20 protein-coding genes are annotated in these 24,779 nt (G+C 71.2%); 11 read left to right on the forward strand and 9 right to left on the reverse strand.

The genetic code is table 11. The features are described 5' to 3' along the window. Positions 1–101: 101 nt before the first annotated feature. Together ACGFYN_RS13960 and ACGFYN_RS13965 are read right to left on the reverse strand one after the other, a co-directional pair. Positions 102–2,294: a DEAD/DEAH box helicase gene (locus ACGFYN_RS13960; protein ID WP_393866043.1), complete on the reverse strand. Its 2,193-nt coding sequence runs from the start codon at positions 2,292–2,294 to the stop codon at positions 102–104. A 274-nt stretch (positions 2,295–2,568) separates the two neighbouring features. After that, complete coding sequence (locus ACGFYN_RS13965; RefSeq protein WP_393866044.1) at positions 2,569–3,399, reverse strand: SDR family NAD(P)-dependent oxidoreductase; 831 nt, start codon at positions 3,397–3,399, stop codon at positions 2,569–2,571. 120 nt (positions 3,400–3,519) lie between these two features. Between ACGFYN_RS13965 and ACGFYN_RS13970 the strand changes: the two genes are divergently transcribed. Next, complete coding sequence (locus ACGFYN_RS13970; protein WP_393866262.1) at positions 3,520–4,431, forward strand: LysR family transcriptional regulator; 912 nt, start codon at positions 3,520–3,522, stop codon at positions 4,429–4,431. Here the strand turns inward: ACGFYN_RS13970 and ychF are convergent. After that, the gene (gene ychF, locus ACGFYN_RS13975; RefSeq protein ID WP_393866045.1) at positions 4,421–5,509 is read right to left on the reverse strand and encodes a redox-regulated ATPase YchF; all 1,089 of its coding nucleotides are present in this window, start codon (positions 5,507–5,509) and stop codon (positions 4,421–4,423) included. The two genes, ACGFYN_RS13970 and ychF, sit on opposite strands and share 11 nt — an antisense overlap. Positions 5,510–5,709: 200 nt before the next feature. On the opposite strand from ychF, the gene ACGFYN_RS13980 reads away from it, so the two are divergent. Next, positions 5,710–6,330, forward strand: a complete 621-nt coding sequence (locus ACGFYN_RS13980) for a DUF6542 domain-containing protein (RefSeq protein WP_393866046.1) — start codon at positions 5,710–5,712, stop codon at positions 6,328–6,330. Between the two features lie 11 nt (positions 6,331–6,341). On the opposite strand, the gene ppgK is transcribed toward ACGFYN_RS13980, so the two are convergent. Beyond that, positions 6,342–7,085: a polyphosphate--glucose phosphotransferase gene (gene ppgK / locus ACGFYN_RS13985; protein WP_393866047.1), complete on the reverse strand. Its 744-nt coding sequence runs from the start codon at positions 7,083–7,085 to the stop codon at positions 6,342–6,344. Positions 7,086–7,114: 29 nt separating this feature from the next. Beyond that, positions 7,115–8,116, reverse strand: coding sequence for a 4-hydroxy-3-methylbut-2-enyl diphosphate reductase (locus ACGFYN_RS13990; RefSeq protein ID WP_393866048.1), 1,002 nt, complete (start codon positions 8,114–8,116; stop codon positions 7,115–7,117). Between the two features lie 114 nt (positions 8,117–8,230). On the opposite strand from ACGFYN_RS13990, the gene ACGFYN_RS13995 reads away from it, so the two are divergent. From ACGFYN_RS13995 to ACGFYN_RS14010, 4 genes are all read left to right on the forward strand, one after another. Continuing rightward, a complete protein-coding gene (locus ACGFYN_RS13995; protein WP_393866049.1) occupies positions 8,231–9,616 on the forward strand; it encodes an APC family permease in 1,386 nt (461 codons plus the stop codon). A gap of 717 nt (positions 9,617–10,333) precedes the next feature. Continuing rightward, on the forward strand, positions 10,334–11,542 hold the full coding sequence (gene xseA / locus ACGFYN_RS14000; protein ID WP_393866050.1) for an exodeoxyribonuclease VII large subunit: 1,209 nt from the start codon (positions 10,334–10,336) through the stop codon (positions 11,540–11,542). A 9-nt stretch (positions 11,543–11,551) separates the two neighbouring features. Next, a complete protein-coding gene (locus tag ACGFYN_RS14005; RefSeq protein WP_393866051.1) occupies positions 11,552–11,785 on the forward strand; it encodes an exodeoxyribonuclease VII small subunit in 234 nt (77 codons plus the stop codon). Between the two features lie 149 nt (positions 11,786–11,934). Continuing rightward, positions 11,935–12,525: a malonic semialdehyde reductase gene (locus tag ACGFYN_RS14010; RefSeq protein WP_393866052.1), complete on the forward strand. Its 591-nt coding sequence runs from the start codon at positions 11,935–11,937 to the stop codon at positions 12,523–12,525. Positions 12,526–12,589: 64 nt separating this feature from the next. Here the strand turns inward: ACGFYN_RS14010 and ACGFYN_RS14015 are convergent, their stop codons facing one another. Further along, positions 12,590–13,117 carry a DUF4245 domain-containing protein gene (locus ACGFYN_RS14015; RefSeq protein ID WP_393866053.1) on the reverse strand — a complete coding sequence of 176 codons (528 nt, stop codon included), beginning with the start codon at positions 13,115–13,117 and terminating at the stop codon, positions 12,590–12,592. 127 nt (positions 13,118–13,244) lie between these two features. Here ACGFYN_RS14015 and glpX point away from each other — a divergent pair, with 127 nt between their 5' ends. Then, positions 13,245–14,279, forward strand: a complete 1,035-nt coding sequence (gene glpX, locus ACGFYN_RS14020; RefSeq protein WP_393866054.1) for a class II fructose-bisphosphatase — start codon at positions 13,245–13,247, stop codon at positions 14,277–14,279. Between the two features lie 94 nt (positions 14,280–14,373). On the opposite strand, the gene ACGFYN_RS14025 is transcribed toward glpX, so the two are convergent. Together ACGFYN_RS14025 and ACGFYN_RS14030 are read right to left on the reverse strand one after the other, a co-directional pair. After that, positions 14,374–14,748, reverse strand: coding sequence for a WhiB family transcriptional regulator (locus ACGFYN_RS14025; protein ID WP_393866055.1), 375 nt, complete (start codon positions 14,746–14,748; stop codon positions 14,374–14,376). A gap of 174 nt (positions 14,749–14,922) precedes the next feature. Continuing rightward, positions 14,923–15,630 (reverse strand): DUF1707 domain-containing protein, encoded by a 708-nt coding sequence (locus tag ACGFYN_RS14030; RefSeq protein WP_393866056.1) that lies wholly within the window; start codon positions 15,628–15,630, stop codon positions 14,923–14,925. 155 nt (positions 15,631–15,785) lie between these two features. Between ACGFYN_RS14030 and ACGFYN_RS14035 the strand changes: the two genes are divergently transcribed. From ACGFYN_RS14035 to ACGFYN_RS14050, 4 genes are all read left to right on the forward strand, one after another. After that, positions 15,786–17,453, forward strand: coding sequence for a fumarate hydratase (locus ACGFYN_RS14035; RefSeq protein WP_393866057.1), 1,668 nt, complete (start codon positions 15,786–15,788; stop codon positions 17,451–17,453). 78 nt (positions 17,454–17,531) lie between these two features. Then, positions 17,532–18,917, forward strand: coding sequence for a class II fumarate hydratase (locus ACGFYN_RS14040; protein ID WP_393866058.1), 1,386 nt, complete (start codon positions 17,532–17,534; stop codon positions 18,915–18,917). 72 nt (positions 18,918–18,989) lie between these two features. Beyond that, positions 18,990–19,685: a DUF402 domain-containing protein gene (locus ACGFYN_RS14045; RefSeq protein WP_393866059.1), complete on the forward strand. Its 696-nt coding sequence runs from the start codon at positions 18,990–18,992 to the stop codon at positions 19,683–19,685. 364 nt (positions 19,686–20,049) lie between these two features. Continuing rightward, positions 20,050–22,146 carry a SpoIIE family protein phosphatase gene (locus ACGFYN_RS14050; RefSeq protein WP_393866060.1) on the forward strand — a complete coding sequence of 699 codons (2,097 nt, stop codon included), beginning with the start codon at positions 20,050–20,052 and terminating at the stop codon, positions 22,144–22,146. A gap of 60 nt (positions 22,147–22,206) precedes the next feature. On the opposite strand, the gene ACGFYN_RS14055 is transcribed toward ACGFYN_RS14050, so the two are convergent. Then, positions 22,207–24,585, reverse strand: a complete 2,379-nt coding sequence (locus ACGFYN_RS14055; RefSeq protein ID WP_393866061.1) for a transglycosylase domain-containing protein — start codon at positions 24,583–24,585, stop codon at positions 22,207–22,209. Positions 24,586–24,779 lie beyond the last annotated feature (194 nt).

A 24,779-nucleotide genomic window follows, 5' to 3' on the forward strand; every position in this document is an offset into this window, starting at 1 on the left:
GTACGACTGGGCGCATGGTAAGCGTGCGGTGAGCTGGGGCGGAATGGTGATCGCGGAACCCGTGGTCCGCGGTGAACCGGCCGGCCACACGGTGGGCCGGGTCAGGAATCCGCAGCCGTGTCCCCGGCACCCGCCAGTCTGCGCTGCTCCTCCTCCACGATGCGCCGCGCGATCCCGCCGTCCGAGACGTCGATCGCGTCCGGGGTGGCGTCGGCGATGTCGCTGCGGCGGGCGTAGGCGTCGAAGAGGCGGTCCTTGTTCTCCAGGATGCGCAGCAGGCGTTCGTCGACACTGTCGGTGGCCAGGAGGCGATGCACCTGGACCGTGCGGATCTGGCCCATGCGGTGGGCGCGGGCCACGGCCTGGTGCTCCAGGGTGGGTTTGACCTGCGGTTCGCACAGGATGACCACGGACGCGGCCTGGAGGTTGAGGCCGACGCCGCCGGCCTCGATCTGGGACAGCAGCACCGCGTGCCCGTCGGCGGCCGTGAAGTCGTCGACCAGGCGCTGGCGCCGGGCGGCCGTGACGGAGCCGGATATCGGCCCGAAGACGTCCTCCCCGAGGGCGAGCCGGACCGTGCCGAGGACCTCGCGGAAGTACGAGAACACGACCACCTTCAGGCCGTTCTCGGCGGCCTCAGCGACCAGTTCGCGCAGTCGCTGCAGCTTCGCGGACTTCTCCGGGTCGGCGTACGCGGCCCTGCGCATCGCCATGAAGTTCCCCTCGGCGACCGCCGTGCGGTAGGCGTCCTGGTCCGCTGCGCCGAGCTCCTCCCACTCGTCGACCTGGAGCAGCGCGGGCAGTTCGGTGAGCACGTCCTGCTGGTTGCGGCGCAGATAGGCGGGCGCGACCGATCTGCGGAAGACGTGCGGTCCCGCGACGGCGTCGCTGTCGCGGATCTCGGGGACCAGCTCCGGCCGCAGATACCGGACCAGGGCGCGGAACTCCTCGACGCGGTTCTCCATCGGGGTGCCGGTGAGGAACAGGACGCGGTCGCAGGCCCCGGTCCAGCTCGCGATCGAGCGGGCCCGGCGGGTGACGGGGTTCTTCACGTAGTGCGCCTCGTCGACGACGAGCATGCCCGGCTTGGTGCCGTCCGGCGCGGGGAGCGTGTGCAGCAGGTCGAACGTGGTGAGGGCGACGCCGCCGCGCTCGCGCCAGTCGGCGTACGCCTCCTGCCGGTCGGGGCCGTGCACCGGCACCGCGCGCAGGACGCTGCGGGAGCGGATCTCCCGCGTCCAGTTGATCAGCACACTGGCCGGGCACACCACCAGGAAGTGGGTGTGCCCCTCCGCCGCGAGGTGGGCGAGCGCGGCGATGGCCTGGACGGTCTTGCCGAGCCCCATCTCGTCGCCGAGGACGACCCGGCGCTGGGCGAGCGCGAAGCGGGCGCCGAAGGACTGGTAGCCGCGCAGCGAGACCCGGCGGTGGGTGTCGTCGAGCGGCTGGGCGTGCACCCGCTCGGCCACCTCGGAGGGCAGGAAACCCTCGGCGGCCGCCTCGTCCGTGCGGTGCTCGGAGACCTCGGCGAGCTGGCTGTAGTACTCGGCGGAGCGCAGCTCGAAGTCGACCCAGGCCTCGATGTCGGAGGCCGGCCCGCGCAGCAGGTCGGTGGCGGCCTGCGTCAGCTGGAGCCGGGTGCCCTTGTCCCTGGCCTCGGAGGTCAGCGCGCGCAGCTCCGCCGTCGCGGCGAGGGCGGCCTCCTTACGGCGCCGCCCGGTGAGCGCCAGCCGCAGCCGGCCGGTGGCCGGACGGGCGGCGGGGAGCAACTCGCCCAGCTTCCGGTCGAGTTGCTCAGCGGTGTCCACGGCCCGGCGCAGTTCGGGTCCGGCCTCGACCAGCCGGTGCAGCGCGACGACCAGCGCGGTGGTGCGGGGTTCGGGCCGGTCCACGTCGATCCGTACGGTGACCGTCTCCTCCACCGCCCGGGCGATCTGCCCTGCCGCGGCCAGCGCCTGGTCGGCGGTCTGGGCGCCGACCCCGGGGATCTGCCGGAGCTCGTAGCGGCTCGCCTCGTACACCGCGCGCACCGAGGACAGCCCGGCCGCCTCGACGGCCGCGAGGCGCAGCCGGCCCTCGGTGGCGTCCTTGAGCCGGCCGATCGGGATGGACTCCAGCTCCTTGACGACGAGTTCGTCCCGGAGCGGGGCCAGGGCCGAGCGGACGGCCTCGAGGGCCCGCGCGTGATCGGCGAGCACGGTGCGGGCGGCGTCGTACAGCCGCGTGCCCTGCGTGCACAGCTCCCGGGCCCGCCGCCCCACGGGCGGCTCCCGCACCTCCCCCGTCTGCGCCATGCCACCCCTCCCGCTCCGTCCGCCCCGGTACGCACATCTTGGCACCGGGGTACGACAACGGGACCGGTGGCGGCGGCCCGTTCGGCCGCGGACGGCGTCTCGGCCGCGGACGGCGGGTGGCGTCTCAGCAGCCGACGGCGGGTGGCGTCTCAGTCGCGGATGGCGGGTGGCGTCTCAGTCGCCGACGGCGGGTGGCGTCTCAGTCGCCGACGGCGGGCGGCATCTCAGTCGCCGACGGCGGGCGGCATCTCAGTCGCCGACGGCGGGCGGCATCTCAGTCGCCGATCGCCGTGGCGCGCGTGCGCTTCTCCCAGGCGGCGATCTCCGAGCGCACCTGGTCGAGCTTGCCGAGGACCGCCTCGACGCCGTCCTCACCGAGCGGCAGGTGCAGCGGCGTCTGCTCGGCGTCCAGGGCGGCGAGGACCAGGGCCGCCGCCTTGGCCGGGTCGCCGCCCTGGGTGCCGTCGCCGCCGGCGACCACGGCGCGGGTCCGGCTCACGCCGCCGTAAACACCGCTGTCCGCGCTGACCCCCGCACGGCTGGTGTCGAACAGGGCCGTCCGGAAGGAGCCCGGCTCCACGATCAGCACCTTGACGCCGAACTCCCGCACCTCGTCGGCGAGCCCCTCCGACAGGCCCTCCAGCGCGAACTTGGTTCCGCTGTACGCCGAGAACCCGGCGAAGGACATCTGCCCGCCCATGCTGCTCATCTGCACGATCGCGCCCGAGCACCGCTCGCGCATGTGCGGCAGCACCGCGCGCGTGAGGGCCGCGGGCCCGAAGACGTGCACGTCGAAGAGGTCGCGCAGCTCGGCGTCGGTGGTCTCCTCGAAGGCGCCGACGTGCGTACGGCCGGCGTTGTTGACCAGGACGTCGATCCGCCCGTGCCGTGCGATCACGTCCCGCACGGCCGGCTCTGCGGCAGCGACGTCGGCGACGTCCAGCCGCAGCGCCTCCACCTGGTCGGGGTGGGCGGCCACGAGGTCGTCCAGCCCCTCGGGCCGCCGGGCGGCGCCCACCACGACATCGCCCGCGGCGACGGCCGCCTGCGCGATGGCCCGCCCGAGTCCGCTGCTCGCACCGGTGATCAGCCACACCTTGCTCATGACACCCAGCCTCCGTAGGAGCGCTCGGAGCAGCTCTCTGCGGCTCTCCTCGTCGCTCGTGAACCAGGCTGCTCCCGTGGACCGCCGCCCGTCCAAGACCTACGGTGACAACCGATGGTTATGACGGCGGACGTCCATGTGCGGGACCTGCGGTACTTCGTCGCGGTCGCCGAGGAGCTGCACTTCACGCGCGCGGCCGAGCGGCTGTACGTCTCGCAGCCCGCGCTGAGCAAGCAGATCCGGGCGCTGGAGCGGCAGTTGGGCGTCGAGCTGCTGCACCGGGACCGGCACGGCGTGGCGCTCACCGCGGCCGGGACGGCCCTGCTGCCGTACGCACGGCAGGTGCTGGACGCCTGGGCGCGGGGTGCGTCGGCGATGGAGGAGGCGCGGGCCGCGCTGCGCAGCACGCTGGTGGTGGGCATGAGCACCAGCCCCGGCCGCGGCGGGCTGCTGCCCGCGATCCGCTCCCGCTTCACGGCCGCGCACCCCGAGGCCGCGATCCGGCTGCGCCAGGTGAGCTGGGAGGACCCGACCGCGGGCCTCGCGGACGGCGACGCGGACGTCGCCTTCGTCTGGCTGCCCCTGCCGGACCAGGAACGCTACGGGTGGACGGTGGTCGCCGAGGAGCCCCGCCACGTCGCCCTCCCGGAGTCCCACCCGCTCGCCGGCCGCCCCGCGATCGACTTCACCGACCTGGCCGACGAGCCCTTCCTCGCCCTGCCCGAGACGGCCGGTCCGCTACGGGACTACTGGCTCGCCCTGGAGGAGCGCACCGGCCGCCCGCCCCGTATCGGCGCGGAGATCGCGAGCACGGAGGAGACGTACGAGGCCCTGGTCGCGGGCCTCGGCGTGTGCCTGGTGGCCGACGGCAACATCCCGCTGCTCACTCTCGGCGGCGTGGTGACACGACCGGTACACGGAGTGGCCCCCAGCCGCTACGTCCTGGCCTGGCGGCAGGAGGACCGCAGGCCACTGGTACGGGCCTACGCCGAGGCGTGCCGGCGGGCGACCGAGGGGGAGATCAGACGTTGAACCTGAACTCCACGACGTCCCCGTCCTGCATGACGTAGTCCTTGCCCTCCATGCGTGCCTTGCCCTTCGCGCGGGCCTCGGCGACCGAGCCGGTCTCCACCAGGTCGTCGAAGGAGATGACCTCCGCCTTGATGAAGCCCTTCTGGAAGTCGGTGTGGATGACGCCGGCGGCCTCGGGGGCGGTGGCGCCCTTCTTGATGGTCCAGGCGCGGGATTCCTTGGGGCCGGCCGTCAGGTAGGTCTGCAGGCCGAGGGTGTTGAAGCCGACGTGCGCGAGGGTGGCGAGGCCCGGCTCGTCCTGGCCGACGGACTGGAGCAGTTCGAGCGCCTCGTCCTCGTCGAGCTCGGCGAGGTCGGCCTCCAGCTTGGCGTTCAGGAAGATGGCCTCGGCGGGGGCGACCAGGGCACGCTGCTCGTTCTTGAACTCCTCGTCGACCAGCTCGTCCTCGTCGACGTTGAAGACGTAGAGGAAGGGCTTGGTGGTGAGCAGGTGCAGGTCGTGCAGGAGCTCCTCGTTGCCGGAGCCCTGGACGATGCCCGCCGAGAACAGCGTGTCGCCCTTCTCCAGGATCTCCTTGGCCTCCTCGACCGCCTTGACCTTGGGCCCGATGTCCTTCTTGATCCGCGACTCCTTCTGGAGCCGGGGCAGGACCTTCTCGACGGTCTGCAGGTCGGCGAGGATCAGCTCGGTGTTGATCGTCTCGATGTCGTCCTTCGGCGAGACCTTGCCGTCGACGTGCACGACGTTCTCGTCCTTGAAGGCGCGGATGACCTGGCAGATCGCGTCGGACTCACGGATGTTCGCGAGGAACTTGTTGCCCAGGCCCTCGCCCTCGGAGGCGCCGCGCACGATGCCCGCGATGTCGACGAAGTCGACGGTCGCAGGGAGGACCTTCTGCGAGGCGAAGATTTCGGCCAATCTGGCCAGCCGCGCGTCGGGGACGCCGACCACGCCCACGTTGGGCTCGATCGTGGCGAACGGGTAGTTGGCCGCGAGCACGTCGTTCTTGGTCAGGGCGTTGAAAAGGGTCGACTTGCCGACATTCGGCAGACCGACGATTCCGATCGTGAGCGACACGTTGCGACTTCCCGTACGTGAGAGACATCAGGGGGACTGGGGCTGCGGGCCCGGTCCTTCTTCGTTGCGGGGGCGGGCCGATCCACCAGTCTACGGCGTACCGTCGCCCGCACCGGCGCCCCGTCGAACGCATGGCCAAGCTCTTCCCATCGGCGTGTCTGAAGGGCGATTCGGCACATAAGCCGACCTAAGTTGGTCCGGTGGAGCAACACAGGACGCCACCCCCGCGCAACGGAACGCAACGCGGCAGGCCCCCGCTGCCCCCACAGGCGAAGCGGAGCGGCAGCGGCGGTGCGGGCGGCGGCACCGGCGAGGGTGTGCGGCCCGCCGTGCAGCGCTCCCCGGCCGCCCGTCCCGCGGACCGCCCGGCGGGTGCCCGAAAGCCCGTTCCGCCGCTGTTCGAAGCCGTGCGGCGGGTGCGGCGGATGCCCAATCCGCGGCTGACGGGACTCGGCGGCGGTCTGTTCTGCGGGGCGCTGATGTTCGTGCTCGGCTGTCTCGACCGGCTGCTGCTCGGGGCGTCGCCGACGGTGTACGGCGTGCTGTTCCTGCCCGTCTGCCTGCTGACCGCGCTCTGGGTGCGCAAGGGCGACCTGGCGTCCCCGGCCGTCGTCGTGCCGATCGCCTTCGCCGTGGGCCTGCTGCCCGTGGCGGACGGCGACGGAGGACTGTCCGGCCGGCTGATGGGACTGGTGACGGCGCTGGCGACGCAGGCCCTGTGGCTGTACGCGGGGACGTTCGTCGCGGGCGCGGTCGCGACCGTACGGAAGGTCGGCCTCATGCGCGGGCGGGCCGACCGGCGCCACCCGCCCACGCATTGAACACAGGGGCCCTAGCCCTCCACAGCCCGCATCGCCGCCCCTACGATGCCCGCGTTGTTCTGGAGCTGGGCCGGGACGATCTCGGCCTTGATGCCCTCGATGAAGGGCAGGAACTTCTGGGACTTACGGCTGACGCCGCCGCCGACGACGATCAGTTCGGGCGAGAAGAGCATCTCGACGTGGGCGAGGTACTTCTGCACGCGGTGCGCCCAGTGCTCCCACGTCAGCTCGCCGTCCTCCTTGGCCTTGCTGGAGGCGCGCTTCTCCGCGTCGTGGCCGTGCAGCTCGAGGTGGCCCAGCTCGGTGTTGGGCACGAGCTTGCCGTCGATGAACAGGGCACTGCCGATGCCGGTGCCGAAGGTCAGCAGGATGACCGTGCCCATACGGTCCTTGCCCGCGCCGAAGTGCATCTCGGCGACGCCCGCCGCGTCCGCGTCGTTGACCACAGTCACCGGCAGGCCGCCGAGGCGCTCGCTGAACAACGCGCGCGCGTCGGTGTCCACCCAGCCCTTGTCGACGTTCGCCGCCGTACGGACGGTGGCGCCGCCGGTGACCACGCCGGGAAAGGTGAGGCCCACCGGGCCCCGCCAGCCGAAGTGCTCGACGACCTGCTGGACGCCGTCCGCCACGCTTTCGGGGGTCGACGGGTGTGGAGTGAGCACCTTGAAGCGCTCCTCCGCCAGGTCGCCCTTGTCCAGGTCCACCGGGGCGCCCTTGATCCCGGACCCACCGATGTCCACACCGAAGATCTGCATGGCCCTACGTTACGACGGAGGACTGACGGTCATTCGTGAGAGGAGCCTGTTCGCTCCGCGATCAGTGCCGCCGCCTCCTCGCGAAGATCGCGGCGCAGCTCCTTGGGCAGTGAGAACGTGATGGACTCCTCGGCCGCCTTGACGATCTCCACGTCCTCGAAGCCGCGCCCGGACAGCCACTCCAGGACCTGCTCGACCAGGACCTCCGGGACGGAGGCGCCGGAGGTGACGCCGACCGTGGTGACGCCCTCCAGCCAGGCCTCGTCGATCTCGTCGGCGAAGTCGACCAGGTACGCCTCGCGCGCCCCGGCCAGCTTGGCGACCTCGACCAGGCGCTTGGAGTTGGAGGAGTTGCGGGAGCCGACGACGATCACCAGCTCGGCCTCGGCGCCCATCTGCTTCACCGCGAGCTGGCGGTTCTGCGTGGCGTAGCAGATGTCGTCGCTGGGCGGGGAGATCAGCTGCGGGAACTTCTCCTTGAGGGCGTCGACCGTCTCCATCGTCTCGTCGACGGAGAGCGTGGTCTGGGAGAGCCAGACGACCTTGGAGGGGTCGCGGACCTCGACCTTGGCGACGTCCCCGGGGCCGTCGACCAGCGTGATGTGGTCGGGGGCCTCGCCGGAGGTGCCGATGACCTCCTCGTGGCCTTCGTGCCCGATCAGGAGGATGTCGTAGTCGTCGCCTGCGAAGCGGACGGCTTCCTTGTGCACCTTGGTGACCAGGGGGCAGGTCGCGTCGATGGTGGCGAGCCTGCCGCGCTCGGCCTCCTCGTGGACGACGGGGGCGACGCCGTGCGCGGAGAACATCACGATGTTCCCCTCCGGGACCTCCTCGGTCCGCTCGACGAAGATCGCGCCCTTCTTCTCCAGGGTCTGCACGACGTACTTGTTGTGGACGATCTCGTGCCGGACGTAGACCGGAGCTCCGTACTGCTCCAGGGCTTTCTCGACGGCGATCACGGCGCGGTCCACACCCGCGCAGTAGCCCCGGGGGGCGGCGAGCAGGACACGGCGGCCAGGCGAAGCAGTCATACAGCCATCGTAGGGCCACGTTCGGCGGGTCAAAGATCGCGCCCTTGGGGAGACTGGCCGTGGAGTGGGAGGGGTGGGGCACAGGACGACGGACGAGGCACCGGCGGAGGCGGCATGTCCAGGACCGGCACGGCGGCGCGGACCACCGACGAGGGCCATGAACTGCGGCGCAGCCTCGGCCTGCGGGATCTGGTGGTCTACGGGCTGCTCTTCATCGCCCCCATGGCGCCCGTCGGCGTGTTCGGCACCCTGGACGCGAAGTCGCACGGGGCCGTCGCGCTCGTCTACGTCGTGGCCACGGTCGCGATGGCGTTCACCGCTTTCAGCTACGCGCAGATGGTGCGCGTGGTCCCCCAGGCGGGGTCGGTGTTCGCCTACGCGCGCGTGGCGCTCGGCAGGGACGCGGGCTTCGTCGCCGGCTGGATGGCGATGCTGGACTACCTGCTGATCCCTGCGGTCGCCTATCTCTTCTCCGGGATCGCGATGAACTCCCTGGTGCCGGAGGTCTCGCGCTGGGTGTGGACGGCGCTCGCCGTCGTCGTCACGACGGCGCTGAACCTGTGGGGCGTGCGCGCCGCGGCCCGCGCCGGCTTCCTGGTGCTGGCCATGGAGGTCGTGGTGCTGCTGGTGTTCGTCGTGTCGGCGCTGGTGGTGCTGGGGCGGGACGGCGCGGAGCGGGGCTGGTGGTCACCGCTGTCCGGGGACGGCACGCAGGGGTCGTTCGCGCTGTCGGCGGTGATAGGCGCGGTCTCCGTCGCTGTCCTGTCCTACCTGGGCTTCGACGCGATCGCCACCTTCGCCGAGGAGGTCACGGGCGGCTCGGAGAAGGTCGCGCGGGCCCTGCTGTTCTGCCTCGCGCTCGCGGGCGTGCTGTTCATAGGGCAGACGTACCTGGTGGCGCTGCTGGAGCCGGCGACGTCTGCGCAACTGGCCGCCGATCCCGGGAAGCAGGGGTCCGCGTTCTACGACGCCGTGGACACCTCGGTCGGTACGTGGCTGCACGACCTGGTGGCGGTGAGCAAGGCGATCGGGGCGGCGTTCGCGGCGCTGGCCGGGCAGGCGGCGGCCGGGCGGCTGCTGTTCGCCATGGGGCGCGACCGGCGGCTGCCGCGGGCGCTGTCCCGGACGGACTCCGGGCTGCCACGGGTTGCACTGCTGTGCGCGGCCGTGATCACGCTCGTCGCGGCGGTGTGGGCGGCCCGGCGGGACGACGGGATGGACCGCCTGGTGTCGGTGGTCGACATCGGCGCCCTCACGGCGTTCACCCTGCTCCACGCGAGCGTGGTGAGCTGGTTCGCGGTCCGGCGGGCCGGGGGGCCGGTGAGCTGGTGGCGGCACGTGGCGATCCCGGTGCTGGGCGCGGCGATCACGATCGCCGTCATCGCGGAGGCGTCGGGCGCCGCACAGGTGGTGGGCGCCGCGTGGCTAGCCATAGGCCTCGCAGTGCTGGTGACGCAGCGCGCACGCCACGACCCCTCGCCCGCCGGAGGGGCCGGCTGACGGCGGGCTACGTCGCGGGTTCGCGGCGCGGCGGGCCGGGGGCCGACGGGTTGGTGAGGGCGCCCGCTGATCCCGGCGGCCACGATCGCGGTCATCGCGGAAGCGTCGGGCGCCGCACAGGTGGTGGGCGCCGCGTGGCCGGCCATCGGCCTCGCAGTGCTCGTGACGCAGCGCGCACACCACGACCCCTCGCCCGCCGGAGGGGCCGGCTGACGGCGGGCTACGTCGCGGGTTCGCGGCGCGGCGGGCCGGGGTGCCGACAGGCTGGTGGGGGCTTCTGCTGATCCCGGTGCCGGGGCAGCGATGACCGTCGGGGGCATCGCGCCGCGGCGAGCCGGGGTCCGACGGGTTGGTGAGGGCGCCTGCTGATCCCGGCGCTGGGCGCGGCGATCACGATCGCGGTCATCGCGGAGGCGTCGGGCGCCCCACAGGTGGTGGGCGCCGCGTGGCCGGCCATCGGCCTCGCAGTGCTCGTGACGCAGCGCGCACGCCACGACCCCTCGCCCGCCGGAGGGGGCGGCTGACGGCGGGCGAGGCGTCGCGATCCCGGTGCTGGGTGCGGCGATCGCGATCGCGGGCGTCGTCGAAGCGTCGGGCGCCGCCCGAGTGGGCGCCGTGTGGTCGGCCATCGGGCTCGTGGTGCAGCGCGGGCGTTGTCGCGTCTCGTCCGTCCGACGGGTCGGCTGCGTTGTCGGTCGGGGCCGTTACTCTCGCGGCATGGCTCTCAACACGTCCGCGGAAGCCCCCCTGCCCGTCGGTGAGATCTCGCGGCTCATCGGAGGGTGGATCGACCGTCTGGGGGCCGTCTGGGTGGAGGGGCAGATCACCCAGCTGTCGCGGCGGCCCGGCGCCGGGGTCGTCTTCCTGACGCTGCGCGACCCCTCGCACGACATCTCCATCAGCGTCACCTGCTACCGGCAGGTGTTCGACGCCGTCGCCGACGTCGTCAGCGAGGGCGCGCGGGTCGTCGTCCACGCCAAGCCCGAGTGGTACGCGCCCCGGGGCCAGCTCTCCCTGCGCGCCGCCGAGATAAGGCCCGTCGGCATCGGTGAACTCCTCGCCCGGCTGGAGCAGTTGAAGAAGTCCCTGGCCGCCGAGGGACTGTTCGCGCCCGAGCGGAAGAAGGCCCTGCCCTTCCTGCCCCAGCTCATCGGGCTGGTCTGCGGCCGCGCCTCGGCCGCCGAGCGGGACGTCCTGGAGAACGCCCGGCACCGCTGGCCCGCCGTCCGCTTCGAGGTGCGCAACGTCGCCGTGCAGGGCGTGCACGCCGTCCCGCAGGTCGTGCAGGCCGTGAAGGAGCTCGACGAGGTCGGCGAGGTGGACGTGATCGTCGTCGCGCGCGGCGGCGGCAGCGTGGAGGACCTGTTGCCGTTCTCCGACGAGCAGCTGGTGCGCGCCGTCGCCGAGTGCCGCACGCCGGTCGTCTCGGCGATCGGCCACGAGCCCGACAACCCGCTCCTGGACTACGTCGCCGACCTGCGCGCCTCCACCCCGACCGACGCCGCCAAGAAGGTCGTACCGGACGTGGGCGAGGAGTACGAGCGCGTACGGCTGCTGGGGGACCGGGCCCGGCGCTGCGTGGAGGCGCTCGTCGAGCGGGAGGAGCGCGGGCTCGCCCACGCGCTCGCCCGGCCCTGGATGGAGGACCCGCACCGGATGGTCGACGAGCGGGCCGATCACATCGCCTCGCTGACCGACCGCTCGCGGCGCACGCTCCGGCATCTCCTCGACCGCGCGGACTCGGAGCTGACGCACACGCACGCGCGCGTGGTGGCCCTCTCCCCCGCCGCCACCCTGAAGCGCGGGTACGCCGTGCTGCAGAAGGAGGACGGTCACGCGGTGCGGGACCCCGCCGAGGTCACCCCGTCGGAGACGCTGCGCGCACGGGTCTCCGAGGGTGAGTTCTCCGTACGAGTCGACGCATAGGGTGGGCGGATGACCAGCAAGGTGGCGGAAGAGGCGCTCGGCTACGAGCAGGCGCGGGACGAGCTGATCGAGGTCGTACGGCGGCTCGAGGCGGGTGGCACGACGCTCGAGGAGTCGCTCGCGCTCTGGGAGCGGGGCGAGGAGCTGGCCAAGGTGTGCCGGCGCTGGCTGGACGGCGCGCGGGCCCGACTCGACGCGGCGCTGGCCGAGGAGGAAGAGGCCGGGGAGGCGGGCGGCGAGTAGCCGTCCCGGCAGTGGTCTGCTGTGAAGCGGATCACTACGCCCGCGTTTTTGTTGAACCTTGAACTTCATTGCCGTACGGTCATGCCTGTCAGCTTAACCGGACCGCGGTCCGGTTGAGGACCGGACGCCGTTACCAAGGAAGTTCTGCCATGTCTCTCGTTCTTGACGCCGCCGCCCAGGACCTGCTGTTCCGCGAGGCCCGCACCGCGAACACCTTCACCGACGAGCCGGTGACCGACGCGCAGGTGCAGGCGATCTACGACCTGGTCAAGTACGGCCCGACCTCCATGAACCAGTCCCCGCTGCGCGTCACGCTGGTCCGCTCCGCCGAGGCCCGCGAGCGCCTGGTGCAGCACATGGCCGAGGGCAACCAGAAGAAGACCGCCACCGCCCCGCTGGTCGCGATCCTCTCCGCGGACAACGAGTTCCACGAGGAGCTGCCGGCGCTCTTCCCGCACTTCCCACAGGCCAAGGACGCCGTCTTCGGCGACCGCGTGGTCCGCGAGGGCAGCGCCGCCCTGAACGCCTCGCTGCAGGCCGCGTACTTCATCATCGGCGTCCGTGCCGCCGGCCTCGCCGCCGGCCCGATGACCGGTCTCGACCTCGAGGGCGTCCGCAAGGAGTTCCTGGACGACGACCACACCCCGCTGATGGTGGTCAACATCGGCAAGCCGGGCGAGGACGCCTGGTTCCCGCGCTCCCCGCGTCTGGAGTTCGACCAGGTCGTCACGACGGTCTGAGCCGCCCCGCACATGACCGAGGCCCCCGGCGTCACCGCCGGGGGCCTCTGCCGTACGTCCGCGGCTACGACTTCGCGAGCTTCAGCGACTCGGCCATCTGCGTCAGCTGCTTGAAGGAGCCGGTACCCGCGACCACCGTCGTCGAGCCCTTGCCCGGGAGCACGAGTGCGTCGTAGCGGCCGCCGGTGTAGTGCGTCCAGGTCCGGCCGTCGATCTGCTGGGTGGTCTTCGTGGCCTGAGCGCCCTGGCTCGCCTCGTCGATGAACTCCACCGGCTTCTGAGTCGACTGCTCGATCTGCACGTACTGGTCGTCGGGGGTGTGGAAGCCCAGATGCCAGGAGTCGAAGTCGTCCCCCTGGAAGCGGACGGACGTCGCCTTCCAGGTCCCGGGCAGGCCCTCGGGGGCGGCGACCGGGTAGGCCGCGGCACGGCGCGCCGTGAGCAGCTCGACGCGGTAGTCGACCGGCTTGGTGTCCGGCTCCGAGTCGTCGTGCGGGATGAAGACGTAGATGACTGCCGCCGCGATCCCGATGATGCCCAGGGACAGAATCATGTCCCGGACCGTCTTCTGCTTACCTTTCGAACCTGCCACGCCCCCTATCGTCGCAGGTGCCCGGTCCGCTCATCCGTGGGGCCCCCTGCTCATTTTGTCGGACTGACGATAGAGTCGTGGATCGAACCCTCATCCGGCCGTCGTCGTATCAGAAAGGTGCGCCTCGATGACCGAGCATCATCACTTGCCGTCCGAACTCGAAGTACCGCGCGAAGCCCCCGACCGTAACCTCGCCCTGGAGCTCGTCCGGGTGACCGAAGCAGCCGCGATGGCCGCGGGTCGCTGGGTCGGAAGGGGCGACAAGAACGGCGCCGACGGCGCCGCGGTGCGCGCCATGCGGAGCCTCGTCTCCACCGTGTCGATGAACGGCGTGGTGGTGATCGGCGAGGGCGAGAAGGACGAGGCGCCGATGCTCTTCAACGGCGAGCGCGTCGGTGACGGGACCGGGCCCGAGTGCGACATCGCCGTCGACCCGATCGACGGCACCACACTGACGGCCAAGGGCATGCCGAACGCCATCGCCGTGCTGGCCGCCGCCGACCGCGGCTCGATGTTCGACCCGTCCGCCGTGTTCTACATGGACAAGCTGGTCACCGGGCCCGAGGCGGCCGACTTCGTCGACATCAACGCCCCGGTGTCGGTGAACATCCGCCGGGTCGCCAAGGCCAAGCGCTCCACGCCGGAGGACGTCACCGTCGTCATCCTCGACCGGCCCCGGCACGAGGGGATCATCAAGGAGATCCGGGAGGCCGGCGCGCGGATCAAGCTGATCTCCGACGGCGACGTGGCCGGTTCGATCTACGCGTTGCGCGAGGGTACCGGCGTCGACATGCTGCTCGGCATCGGCGGTACGCCCGAGGGCATCATCTCGGCCTGTGCGGTGAAGTGCCTGGGCGGGACGATCCAGGGCAAGCTGTGGCCGAAGGACGACGAGGAGCGGGCGCGGGCCATCGACGCGGGCCACGACCTGGACCGGGTGCTGATGACCGACGACCTCGTCTCCGGCGAGAACGTCTTCTTCGTCGCGACGGGCATCACCGACGGCGAGCTGCTGCGCGGTGTGCGGTACCGCTCGGAGACCGCGACGACCGACTCGATCGTGATGCGGTCGAAGTCGGGGACGGTGCGCAGGATCGATTCCGAGCACCGGCTGAGCAAGCTGCGGGCCTACAGCGCGATTGATTTCGACCGCGCCAAGTAAGCCGAAGGCCGGTTCGCCGAATCAGTTCGGCGAACAACCAGAATGGGGCGCCCCCTGGTGCGGAAGGGGGCGCCCTTTCTGTTGCTTGTCGCGGTTATCCCGCCTGCGCTATGCGCGCCGGCCCGGCCGCTTTCTTGAGTTCCATCTCGCGGCGGCGGCGCCGGGCGAGGACCACGCGGCGCTCGGCCGCCGTGAGACCGCCCCAGACGCCGTAGGGCTCCGGTTGCAGGAGCGCGTGCTCGCGGCACTCGACCATCACGGGACAGCGGGCACAGACGCGCTTGGCCGCCTCCTCTCGCGAGAGCCGGGCGGCGGTGGGTTCTTTTGAGGGGGCGAAGAACAGGCCTGCCTCGTCGCGCCGGCACACCGCTTCGGTGGGCCATGGAGCGTCTTGGTCCCTGTCCCGCACTGGCACCCGCTGGGCCGGAACAGCAGCTACCTGCAGGGACGAATGCGGCGGTTGCAGCACGGTCTACTCCTGACGACGGCTTCGCGAGCGAGAGACGATGCAGCAAGGCCTACCCGCTGTGCGCGTGCCTATGCACTGAGTTCCGAACCGCTGGATTTCGGGTACTTGTGAGCGCTGCCGTGGTCCGGCCGCGGGTGAACCAATTCCCTTCCTGCGCGGCCGGATTAGCAAACGTCAACGATCCAGATGTTTGCGCAAATTCTTGTCGACCTTGCGCTGAACCCGGTCCAGAATGTCGGCGACGAGCCGGCCACGCTTCGGCCGCGCCTCGACGTTGCCGAGGACGGCCCATCCGTCGACGTAGACGACCGGGGCGTCCGGTTGGGCCGAATCGAGGGTGTCCACCTCGAAGTTGCCGAGGACGCCGCCGCCGGTGCCGCGCAGCGACACGTTCTCCGGGACGCGGATCTCGACGTTGCCGAAGACCGAGACCGTCTTGATCACGACCTGCTGGTACTCGAAGAGCGCCTCGCTGAGGTCGATCTCCACGCTGCCGAAGATCGCGTACGCGTGGATACGGCGGCCGGCACGCCAGCGGCCCTTGCGGACGGCGCTGCTGAACACCGCAACAACGTTGTCGTCGGGGTCGGCCGGGATCGCGCCCGCGGTGGGACGGTTCGGGGCCGCGGCGAAGGACGGCGCCGCGCGGCGCTGGTGGGCGGCCGGCAGGTCCCGTATGAAGACCTCCAGTTCGCCGACCGTCTTGGCGGCGAGCACGCCCTCCACCCGCTCGGCGTGCTCCTCGGCGGTCAGCCGGCCCTCGGCGAGGGCGTCACGCAGGATGTCGGCGATACGGTCGCGGTCGGCGTCCGAGGCGCGCAGCTCGGCCGGCGCGGGTGCGGGTTCGGCGCGCTGGTGAAGGTCCTGCTTCTGAAGGTCCACGGCAGCAGCGTACCGAAACGCGATAGATCGCGACCAGGCCTGTGGACGAGCAACTGAGCCTCACCTCACAAGCTTCCGGTCCTGGACAGGTTCTACGCTGGTGAGGCCCGCCAATGGCGGCGGGCGACCGTCTGCCGAGTGAGGAATGGGCTGCGATGCCTGAGTTCGCGTACACCGATCTGCTCCCCATGGGAGAGGACACCACCCCCTACCGGCTGGTGACCTCCGAGGGTGTCTCCACCTTCGAGGCCGACGGGCGGACCTTCCTCAAGGTGGAGCCGGAGGCGCTGCGCAAGCTGGCCGAGGAGGCCATCCACGACATCCAGCACTATCTGCGCCCGGCCCACCTGGCGCAGCTGCGCCGCATCATCGACGACCCCGAGGCGTCGGGCAACGACAAGTTCGTGGCCCTGGACCTGCTGAAGAACGCGAACATCGCGGCCGCGGGCGTGCTGCCCATGTGCCAGGACACCGGCACGGCGATCGTCATGGGCAAGCGCGGGCAGAACGTCCTCACGCGGGGCGGCGACGAGGCGGCCCTGAGCCGGGGCATCTACGACGCCTACCACAACCTCAACCTGCGGTACTCGCAGATGGCTCCGCTCACCATGTGGGAGGAGAAGAACACCGGCTCGAACCTGCCGGCCCAGATCGAGCTGTACGCCACCGACGGCGGCGCCTACAAGTTCCTGTTCATGGCGAAGGGCGGCGGCTCCGCCAACAAGTCCTTCCTGTACCAGGAGACGAAGGCCGTCCTGAACGAGTCCTCCATGATGAAGTTCCTGGAGGAGAAGATCCGTTCGCTGGGCACGGCCGCCTGCCCGCCGTACCACCTGGCGATCGTCGTCGGCGGCACGTCCGCCGAGTACGCGCTGAAGACCGCCAAGTACGCCTCCGCGCACTACCTGGACGACGTCCCGGCCGAGGGCTCGGAGCTCGGCCACGGCTTCCGGGACAAGGACCTGGAGCAGAAGGTCTTCGAGCTGACGCAGAAGATCGGCATCGGCGCGCAGTTCGGCGGCAAGTACTTCTGCCACGACGTGCGTGTGGTGCGGCTGCCGCGGCACGGCGCCTCCTGCCCGGTCGCCATCGCCGTGTCCTGCTCGGCCGACCGCCAGGCGGTCGCGAAGATCACCGCCGAGGGCGTCTTCCTGGAGCAGCTGGAGACCGACCCTGCGCGGTTCCTGCCCGAGACCACCGACGAGCACCTCGCCGAGTCGTCGGACGTCGTCAGGATCGACCTCAACCAGCCGATGGACACGATCCTCGCCGAGCTGACCAAGTACCCGGTGAAGACCCGGCTCTCGCTCAGCGGACCGCTGGTCGTGGCCCGCGACATCGCACACGCCAAGATCAAGGAGCGGCTGGACGCGGGCGAGGAGATGCCCCAGTACCTGAAGGACCACCCGGTCTACTACGCGGGTCCCGCGAAGACCCCCGAGGGCTACGCGTCCGGTTCCTTCGGTCCCACGACGGCCGGCCGTATGGACTCCTACGTCGAGCAGTTCCAGGCCGCGGGCGGCTCCAAGGTGATGCTGGCCAAGGGCAACCGCTCCAAGCAGGTCACCGACGCGTGCGAGGCGCACGGCGGCTTCTACCTCGGCTCCATCGGCGGCCCGGCCGCCCGCCTCGCCCAGGACTGCATCAAGAAGGTCGAGGTCGTCGAGTACGAGGAGCTCGGCATGGAGGCCGTCTGGAAGATCGAGGTCGAGGACTTCCCGGCGTTCATCGTGGTCGACGACAAGGGGAACGACTTCTTCCAGGACCCGGCGCCCGCGCCGACGTTCACGTCGATCCCGGTGCGGGGTCCCGGGCTCGCGTAGGCCTGCCGGAGCTTGCGCCGATCCCGCGGTCGGCGCAAGCTCCGGAACATCCGGGGGCGGCCGATCGCTGTACGGGGTATGAGCGAATACCGCATCGAGCACGACTCCATGGGTGAGGTCCGGGTTCCGGCGGACGCCAAGTGGCGGGCCCAGACCCAGCGTGCCGTCGAGAACTTCCCGATCTCCGGGCAGCACATCGAACGGGCCCACATCGAGGCGCTGGCGCGGATCAAGGGTGCCGCCGCCAAGGTGAACGCGCGGCTGGGGGTGCTCGACAAGGACGTCGCCGAGGCGATCCAGGAGGCGGCCGCGGAGGTCGCCCGCGGGGACTGGGACGAGCAGTTCCCGATCGACGTATTCCAGACGGGTTCCGGGACCTCGTCCAACATGAACACCAACGAGGTACTCGCCACGCTCGCCACCGAGCGGCTCGGCAGGGACGTCCATCCCAACGACCACGTCAACGCCTCGCAGTCGTCCAACGACGTCTTCCCCTCCTCCATCCACATCGCCGCCACCGGCGCAGTCACCCGCGACCTGATCCCGGCCCTTGAGCACCTCGCCGGCGCCCTGGAGCGCAAGTCCGAGGAGTTCGCCGACGTCGTGAAGTCGGGGCGGACGCATCTGATGGACGCAACGCCCGTGACGCTGGGACAGGAGTTCGGCGGGTACGCGGCCCAGGTGCGGTACGGCGTCGAGCGGCTGTACGCCTCGCTCCCCCGGCTCGCCGAGCTGCCGCTCGGCGGCACCGCCGTGGGCACCGGCATCAACACCCCGCCCGGGTTCTCCGCCGCCGTCATCGAGGAGGTCGCCCGGGTCACCGGCCTGCCGCTGACCGAGGCCCGCGACCACTTCGAGGCGCAGGGCGCGCGGGACGGCATCGTCGAGACCAGCGGGCAGCTCAGGACGGTCGCCGTAGGACTGACCAAGATCGCCAACGATCTGCGGTGGATGTCGTCCGGGCCGCGGACCGGGCTCGCCGAGATCAACCTGCCGGATCTGCAGCCCGGTTCGTCGATCATGCCCGGCAAGGTCAACCCGGTGATCCCCGAGGCCGTGCTCATGGTCGCCGCCCAGGTCGTCGGGAACGACGCGACCGTGGCCACCGCGGGCGCCGCCGGAAACTTCGAGCTCAACGTGATGCTGCCGGTCATCGCCAAGAACGTCCTGGAGTCGGTCCGGCTGCTCGCGAACGTCTCCCGGCTGCTCGCCGACCGGACGGTGGACGGGATCACCGCGAACCGGGAGCGGGCGCGCGAGTACGCGGAGTCGTCGCCCTCCGTGGTCACCCCGCTCAACAAGTACATCGGCTACGAGGAGGCCGCGAAGGTCGCCAAGAAGGCGCTCGCCGAGCGGAAGACCATCCGCCAGGTCGTCCTGGAGAGCGGGTACGTGGACCGCGGCGACCTCACGGAACAGCAGCTCGACGAGGCACTGGATGTCCTGCGGATGACGCATCCGTGACGTTTCCCCGCTGCGGCGCGAACCGTGACGCGCGCCGCAGCGTCGTATGCCTGTGGCACCTAATATCTGTTCATGGCAGAGGGTGGAGCGGTGAGAGCGGACCTGGCAGCAGCCGGCAGGACGAGCTTCTGGGCCCCCGGGACACAGATCCTGTGGCGGTACCGGGAGAACGGCGGCGCGCGCTTCCACATCGCCCGCCCCGTCACCGTCGCCCGCGACGACGCCGACCTGCTCGCCGTCTGGCTGGCACCGGGCACCGAGTGCGTGCGGCCGGTGCTCGCGGACGGCACACCCGTGCACGTCGAGCCGCTCGAGACGCGTTACACCAGGCCCCGCACCGTCCAGTTCGACCGCTGGTTCGGCACGGGCGTGCTGAAGCTGGCCCGGCCCGGCGAGCCCTGGTCGGTCTGGCTGTTCTGGGAGCCGGGCTGGCTGTTCAAGAACTGGTACGTCAACCTTGAGGAGCCGCTGGCGCGTTGGGGCGGCGGGGTCGACTCCGAGGATCATTTCCTCGACATCTCCGTGCACCCGGACCGCAGTTGGCACTGGCGCGACGAGGACGAGTTCGCGCAGGCCCAGCGGGACGGCCTGATGGACGCCGCCGTCGCCGAGCAGGTGCGGGAGGCGGGACGCTCCGCGGTGGAGGTGATCCGCGCCTGGGGCCCGCCGTTCAGCGACGGCTGGCAGCACTGGCGCCCGGATCCGTCGTGGGCGGTACCGTCTTTGCCAAAGGACTGGGACCGTACGCCCGCGCACGTGTCCACATGAGACCCTTGATGCGCCCCCGGTCCGCAACCGTAGGATCGTCCTCCACATGAATTCAGGGCCCGGTGCGCAGCACCGTCGTCGAGGGGCGGTGGTCGGGTGGCGGGTGGGCGCGCAGTAGCAACTCCCGGAGCATGCGCTGGGCTTGACCGATCGTCACCGAGGGGCGGCAGGACGTGAGCGAGGGGTACGAGGGCAACATCCGCGGGGCGCGCCCCGCGAGCCGCAGTCGGTCTGCCCGCGGCACAGGAACAGCCTCTGACCACGCGGGAATTCCGTTCCAGGGACACGTATTCCGGGTATCGGCATTCCTGCGGGACGAACTGCGCACTCCAGGCGCAGCCCCGGACGGACGGATTCGACACGCGTGACGGAGCACCCCATGTCCTTCGAGCGCCCACAGCCGGGCGCCGACCCCGCGGCGGACCCCCGCGGGGCGCTCCTGCACACCCCGGCGCCGGTCTCCCCCGCGGCCGCCTTACCGGCACAGGCCCGCACCGGGGAGACTCCGTCGCCGCCGGGCACGGCCACGCCGTGCGGCAAGGGAAAGGAACCGGCCTCGCCTCCCTCCGACACCAGCGGCCCCGAGCACTCGCAGCCCGCCGCCGTCGAACCTGGAACCCATCGCCCGCGCCCCGCGCCCGAGGCCGTCCCGGAGCAGCCCGGCGCCGAGCCGGGCCGTGCCCAGGACGGCGGTGGTCAGGAACGCCGTACCGGACAGGGGCTGACACCCGGACGTCCCACGCCGATGCGGCGGGACGGCGACCGGCTGCGCTTCGTGGGCGCCGCGACGCGGCGGATCGCCCGCGGCATCGACCTCGACGAGATCGTCATGGGGCTGTGCCGGGCGACCGTGCCGACCTTCTCCGACGCGATCCTCGTCTATCTGCGCGACCCGCTGCCCGTCGGCGACGAGCGGCCCACCGGTCCGCTCCTGCTGCGCCTCAGGCGTACCGACCGGATCCCGGCGGAGCGCGACACCGACGGCGGTTTCTCGCCGGCGCTGCAGCCCGAGCCCCCGGAGATGACGGGGCTCGACGCGGTCGGCTCCGAGATCTGCGAGGTCCGGCCGGGCAGCGCGCTCGCCGAGGTGCTGCGCGGGGTGCGCCCCGTCTTCACGGACGCGCCCGCCGCCCGCGCCGCCCTGCCCGAACTCCTCGGTGACACGGGCGAGTTCCTGGTGCCCGGCGGCCAGCGCGCGATCCTCGCCCCGCTGCGCGGCCGGCGCCGCGTGATCGGCGCGGCGCTCTTCCTGCGCCGTCCGGAGCGCATCCCCTTCGAGGCCGACGACCTCCTGGTCGCCGCCCAGCTCGCCACGCACAGCGCGCTCGGCATCGACAAGGCGGTGCTCTACGGCCGCGAGGCGTACATCGCCGACGAGCTCCAGCGCACCATGCTCCCGGAGACGCTGCCCCGGCCCACCGGCGTGCGCCTCGCCTCCCGCTATCTGCCCGCCGCCGAGACCGCGCGCGTGGGCGGCGACTGGTACGACGCCATCCCGCTGCCGGGCAGCCGCGTGGCCCTCGTCGTCGGCGACGTCATGGGGCACTCCATGACCTCCGCCGCGATCATGGGCCAGCTGCGCACGACGGCGCAGACCCTGGCCGGACTCGACCTGCCCCCGCAGGAGGTCCTGCACCACCTCGACGAACAGGCGCAGCGCCTCGGCACCGACCGCATGGCGACCTGCCTCTACGCCGTCTACGACCCGGTCTCGCACCGCATCACCATCGCCAACGCCGGCCATCCACCGCCGGTCCTGCTGCACCTGGGCGGTCGCGCCGAGGTGCTGCGGGTGCCGCCGGGGGCGCCGATCGGCGTGGGCGGTGTCGACTTCGAGGCCGTGGAGCTGGACGCGCCCGCCGGGGCGACCCTGCTGCTCTACACCGACGGGCTCGTGGAGTCGCGCCTGCGGGACGTGTGGACCGGCATAGAGCAGCTGCGCGAGAAGCTCGCCGCCACCGCGCAGCTGACCGGTCCCGACCATCCGCCGCCCCTCGAGGCCCTGTGCGACGAGGTGCTCGACATGCTCGGCCCCGGCGACCGGGACGACGACATCGCGCTGCTGGCCGCCCGCTTCGACGGGATCGCGCCCAGCGACGTGGCGTACTGGTTCCTGGAGCCCGAGGACGCCGCTCCCGGCCGGGCCCGCAGGCTCGCCCGGCGCGCGCTGTCCCGCTGGGGCATGGAGGACCTCAGCGACTCCGTGGAGCTGCTCGTCAGCGAGGTCGTGACGAACGCCGTGCGCTACGCGTCCCGTCCGGTCACGCTGCGGCTGCTGCGCACCGACGTGCTGCGCTGCGAGGTCGGCGACGACGTGCCGCAGCTTCCGCGGCTGCGGCAGGCGCGCGCGACCGACGAGGGCGGCCGCGGGCTGTACCTGGTGAACAAGCTGGCCCGGCGGTGGGGGGCGACGCGGCTGAGCACCGGGAAGGTGGTCTGGTTCGAGCTGAACCGGATCTAGGAGTCGTACACGCGAAAAGGGCGCCCGGCGCGATGCCGGGCGCCCTTTCCTGTACGGCCCCTACTGCTGCTGCCGGTTGTTCGGATCCAGCGGGTTCTCGACGCCGCCGGTCGTCGGCGACCCGCTCGGGGTCTGCGTCGGCGTCTGGGTGGGCGTCTGCGTCGGTGTCTGGGTCGGCGTCTGGCTCGGCGACTGCGACGGGGACTGCGACGTCGGGGGCTCGCTCGTGGGCGTCTTGGACGGCGTCCCGCTCGGCGACCGGGTGGGCGTCGGCGTGTACGTCGGCTGGACCGCCGCGCCCTGCGTGGTGTCCAGGTCGAACTTCAGGCCCGTGGCGGAGACACCGAAGGTGTACGCCGCCCAGATCTGCGCCGGGAAGCCACCGCCGTTGACACGGTCGAAGCCGCCCGCGTGGTACATCGAGACCTGGGCGCCGTTCTTCTTCGACTCGCCGAACAGGCCGACCGAGGTGACCAGGTCGGGCGTGTAGCCGGTGAACCAGGCCGAGCGGTTCTCGTCGGACGTACCGGTCTTGCCTGCGACCTTGCGGCCGTCGCGCTGTCCGTTGTCCCGCACCGACACCTTGGCCGTACCGTCGTCGACCACGCCCGTCAGCACCGAGGTGACCGTGTCGGCGGCCTCGCGGCTGACGACCTGATCGCCGATCGGCTTCGGCAGGGTGACCTGGTGCCGGCTGTTCTCGACCGACTTGAGGATGGTCGGCGTGACCTTCCTGCCGTGGTTGTCGAGCGTCGCGTAGACCCCGGCCATCTGCAGCGGGCTCGCGCCCATGGTGCCGAGGGTCTGCGCGGGCACCGCCTTGAGGTCGCCGGTGTCCATGCCGAGGGAGCTGCCGACCTTGAGCACCTTGTCCATGCCGACGTCGACGCCCATCTGCGCGAAGACGGAGTTGACGGACTTGTTCATCGCCGTCTGGACGTTGATGTCGCCGTAGTCCGCGTCGTCCTCGTTCTGGGGCGCGAAGCCGACCTTGGTGCCGTGGTCCACGACCGGGCGCTTGCTGGTGCCGTCGTAGATGGTGTTCGCGGCGATCGCCTGGCCGGTCTGCGTCTTGGCGTCCTCGTCCAGGGCCGCGGCGAGGATCACCGGCTTGAAGGTCGAGGCGGGCTGGTAGTCCGTGCGCGTCGCGTTGTTGCGGAAGTGCTTGTAGTAGTCCTGGCCGCCGTACATCGCGACGACCGCGCCGTTCTTCGGGTTCACGGAGACGGCGCCGGCCTGGACGTCGGCGTCGACCGTGCGCTTCTTCGCGTCGAGCTTGCTGGTCAGCTGCGACTTGGCGGCCTTCTCCAGCGCCGTCTGCTTCTTCTTGTCGATGTTCAGCGTGATGGTCCAGCCGCCGGCCTTGACCAGGTTCTCCGCGTCGTTGATGTTGTCGGCGGTGCCCTGCGCGACGAGCTGCTTGGCGAGCTGGTTGTTGGCCGCGTCCACCAGGTAGCCGGTCTGGCCGCCCATGCCCGGCGCCGCCTTGGGCGCCTCGGGGGTCGGGAACTTCATGTCCGCGCGCTCGGCCTTGTCCAGCCAGCCCTCCTCGACCATGTTGTCGAGGACGTAGTTCCAGCGGGCCTTCACCAGCTTCCGGCCGGTGTCGGTGGCGATCGCCCAGTCGTACTGGTTCGGCGCCTGCAGCAGGGCGGCGAGATAGGCGCCCTGACTGACCGAGAGCTTCTGGGCGTCCTCGCGGTAGTAGGCCTGCGCGGCGGCCTGGATGCCGTAGGCGCCGCGGCCGTAGTAGCTGGTGTTGATGTAGCCGGCGAGGATGTAGTCCTTGGACTTCGTGCGGTCCAGCTTCAGCGAGATGACCAGTTCCTTCAGCTTGCGCGAGACGGTCTGGTTCTGCGTCAGGTAGTAGTTCTTGACGTACTGCTGGGTGATGGTCGAACCGCCCTGCGCGCCCTTGCCGGACAGGGTGTTGAGCAGACCGCGCGCGGTGCCCCTGAGGTCGACGCCGTTGTCCTTGTAGAAGGACTTGTTCTCGGCGGCGACGAAGGTGCGCTGGACGTCCTTGGGCACCTTGGCCAGGTCCACGATCTCGCGGTTGCGCTGGCCGTCGCGGGTCATCAGCGAGCCGTCGCTGTACTTGTAGACGTTGCTCTGGAGCGTGGCGTCGGCGTTGCCCTTGGGTATCCCGATCATCATGTACAGCGCGATGAACGCGCCCATGCCGAGCAGGCACAGCCCGAATATGGTCCCGACGATCTTCTTCCAGGTGAACATCCGGCGTATGAAGCTCCGGCCGTCCTTGCCCGCCTTGCCCTTGGACCGGCCCCGGCCCTGAGCCGCCCGGCGGGCCGCGGCCCGGCCTCCGACGACCGTGACGGGCTCCTGGGCCGACGAGGCCGTGGTCGCCGTGGAAGAGCGCGTGGGCGCCGCGCGGCGGCCACCGCGCTGTCGCGCTCGTCTGTCTTCCGCTCGTCCCATTGGTCCGATCCGCTCCGCTTCGTTCATGTGTGCTCACACGTCACACAGGTTCGCCGCTCAAGTCAGCTCAAGAAGCTAACACCGTGACATGTGACGAAGGTCCGTCGATCCGGCCTTTTGCGGACGTGAGAATCAGCACCCGCCGCAAAGGAACCGACGGCCGGGAGGGGCGGAGGGTTGCCCCGCGGGGGTAA

The organism is Streptomyces sp. NPDC048419, assembly GCF_043200415.1.
Lineage (GTDB): Bacteria > Actinomycetota > Actinomycetes > Streptomycetales > Streptomycetaceae > Streptomyces.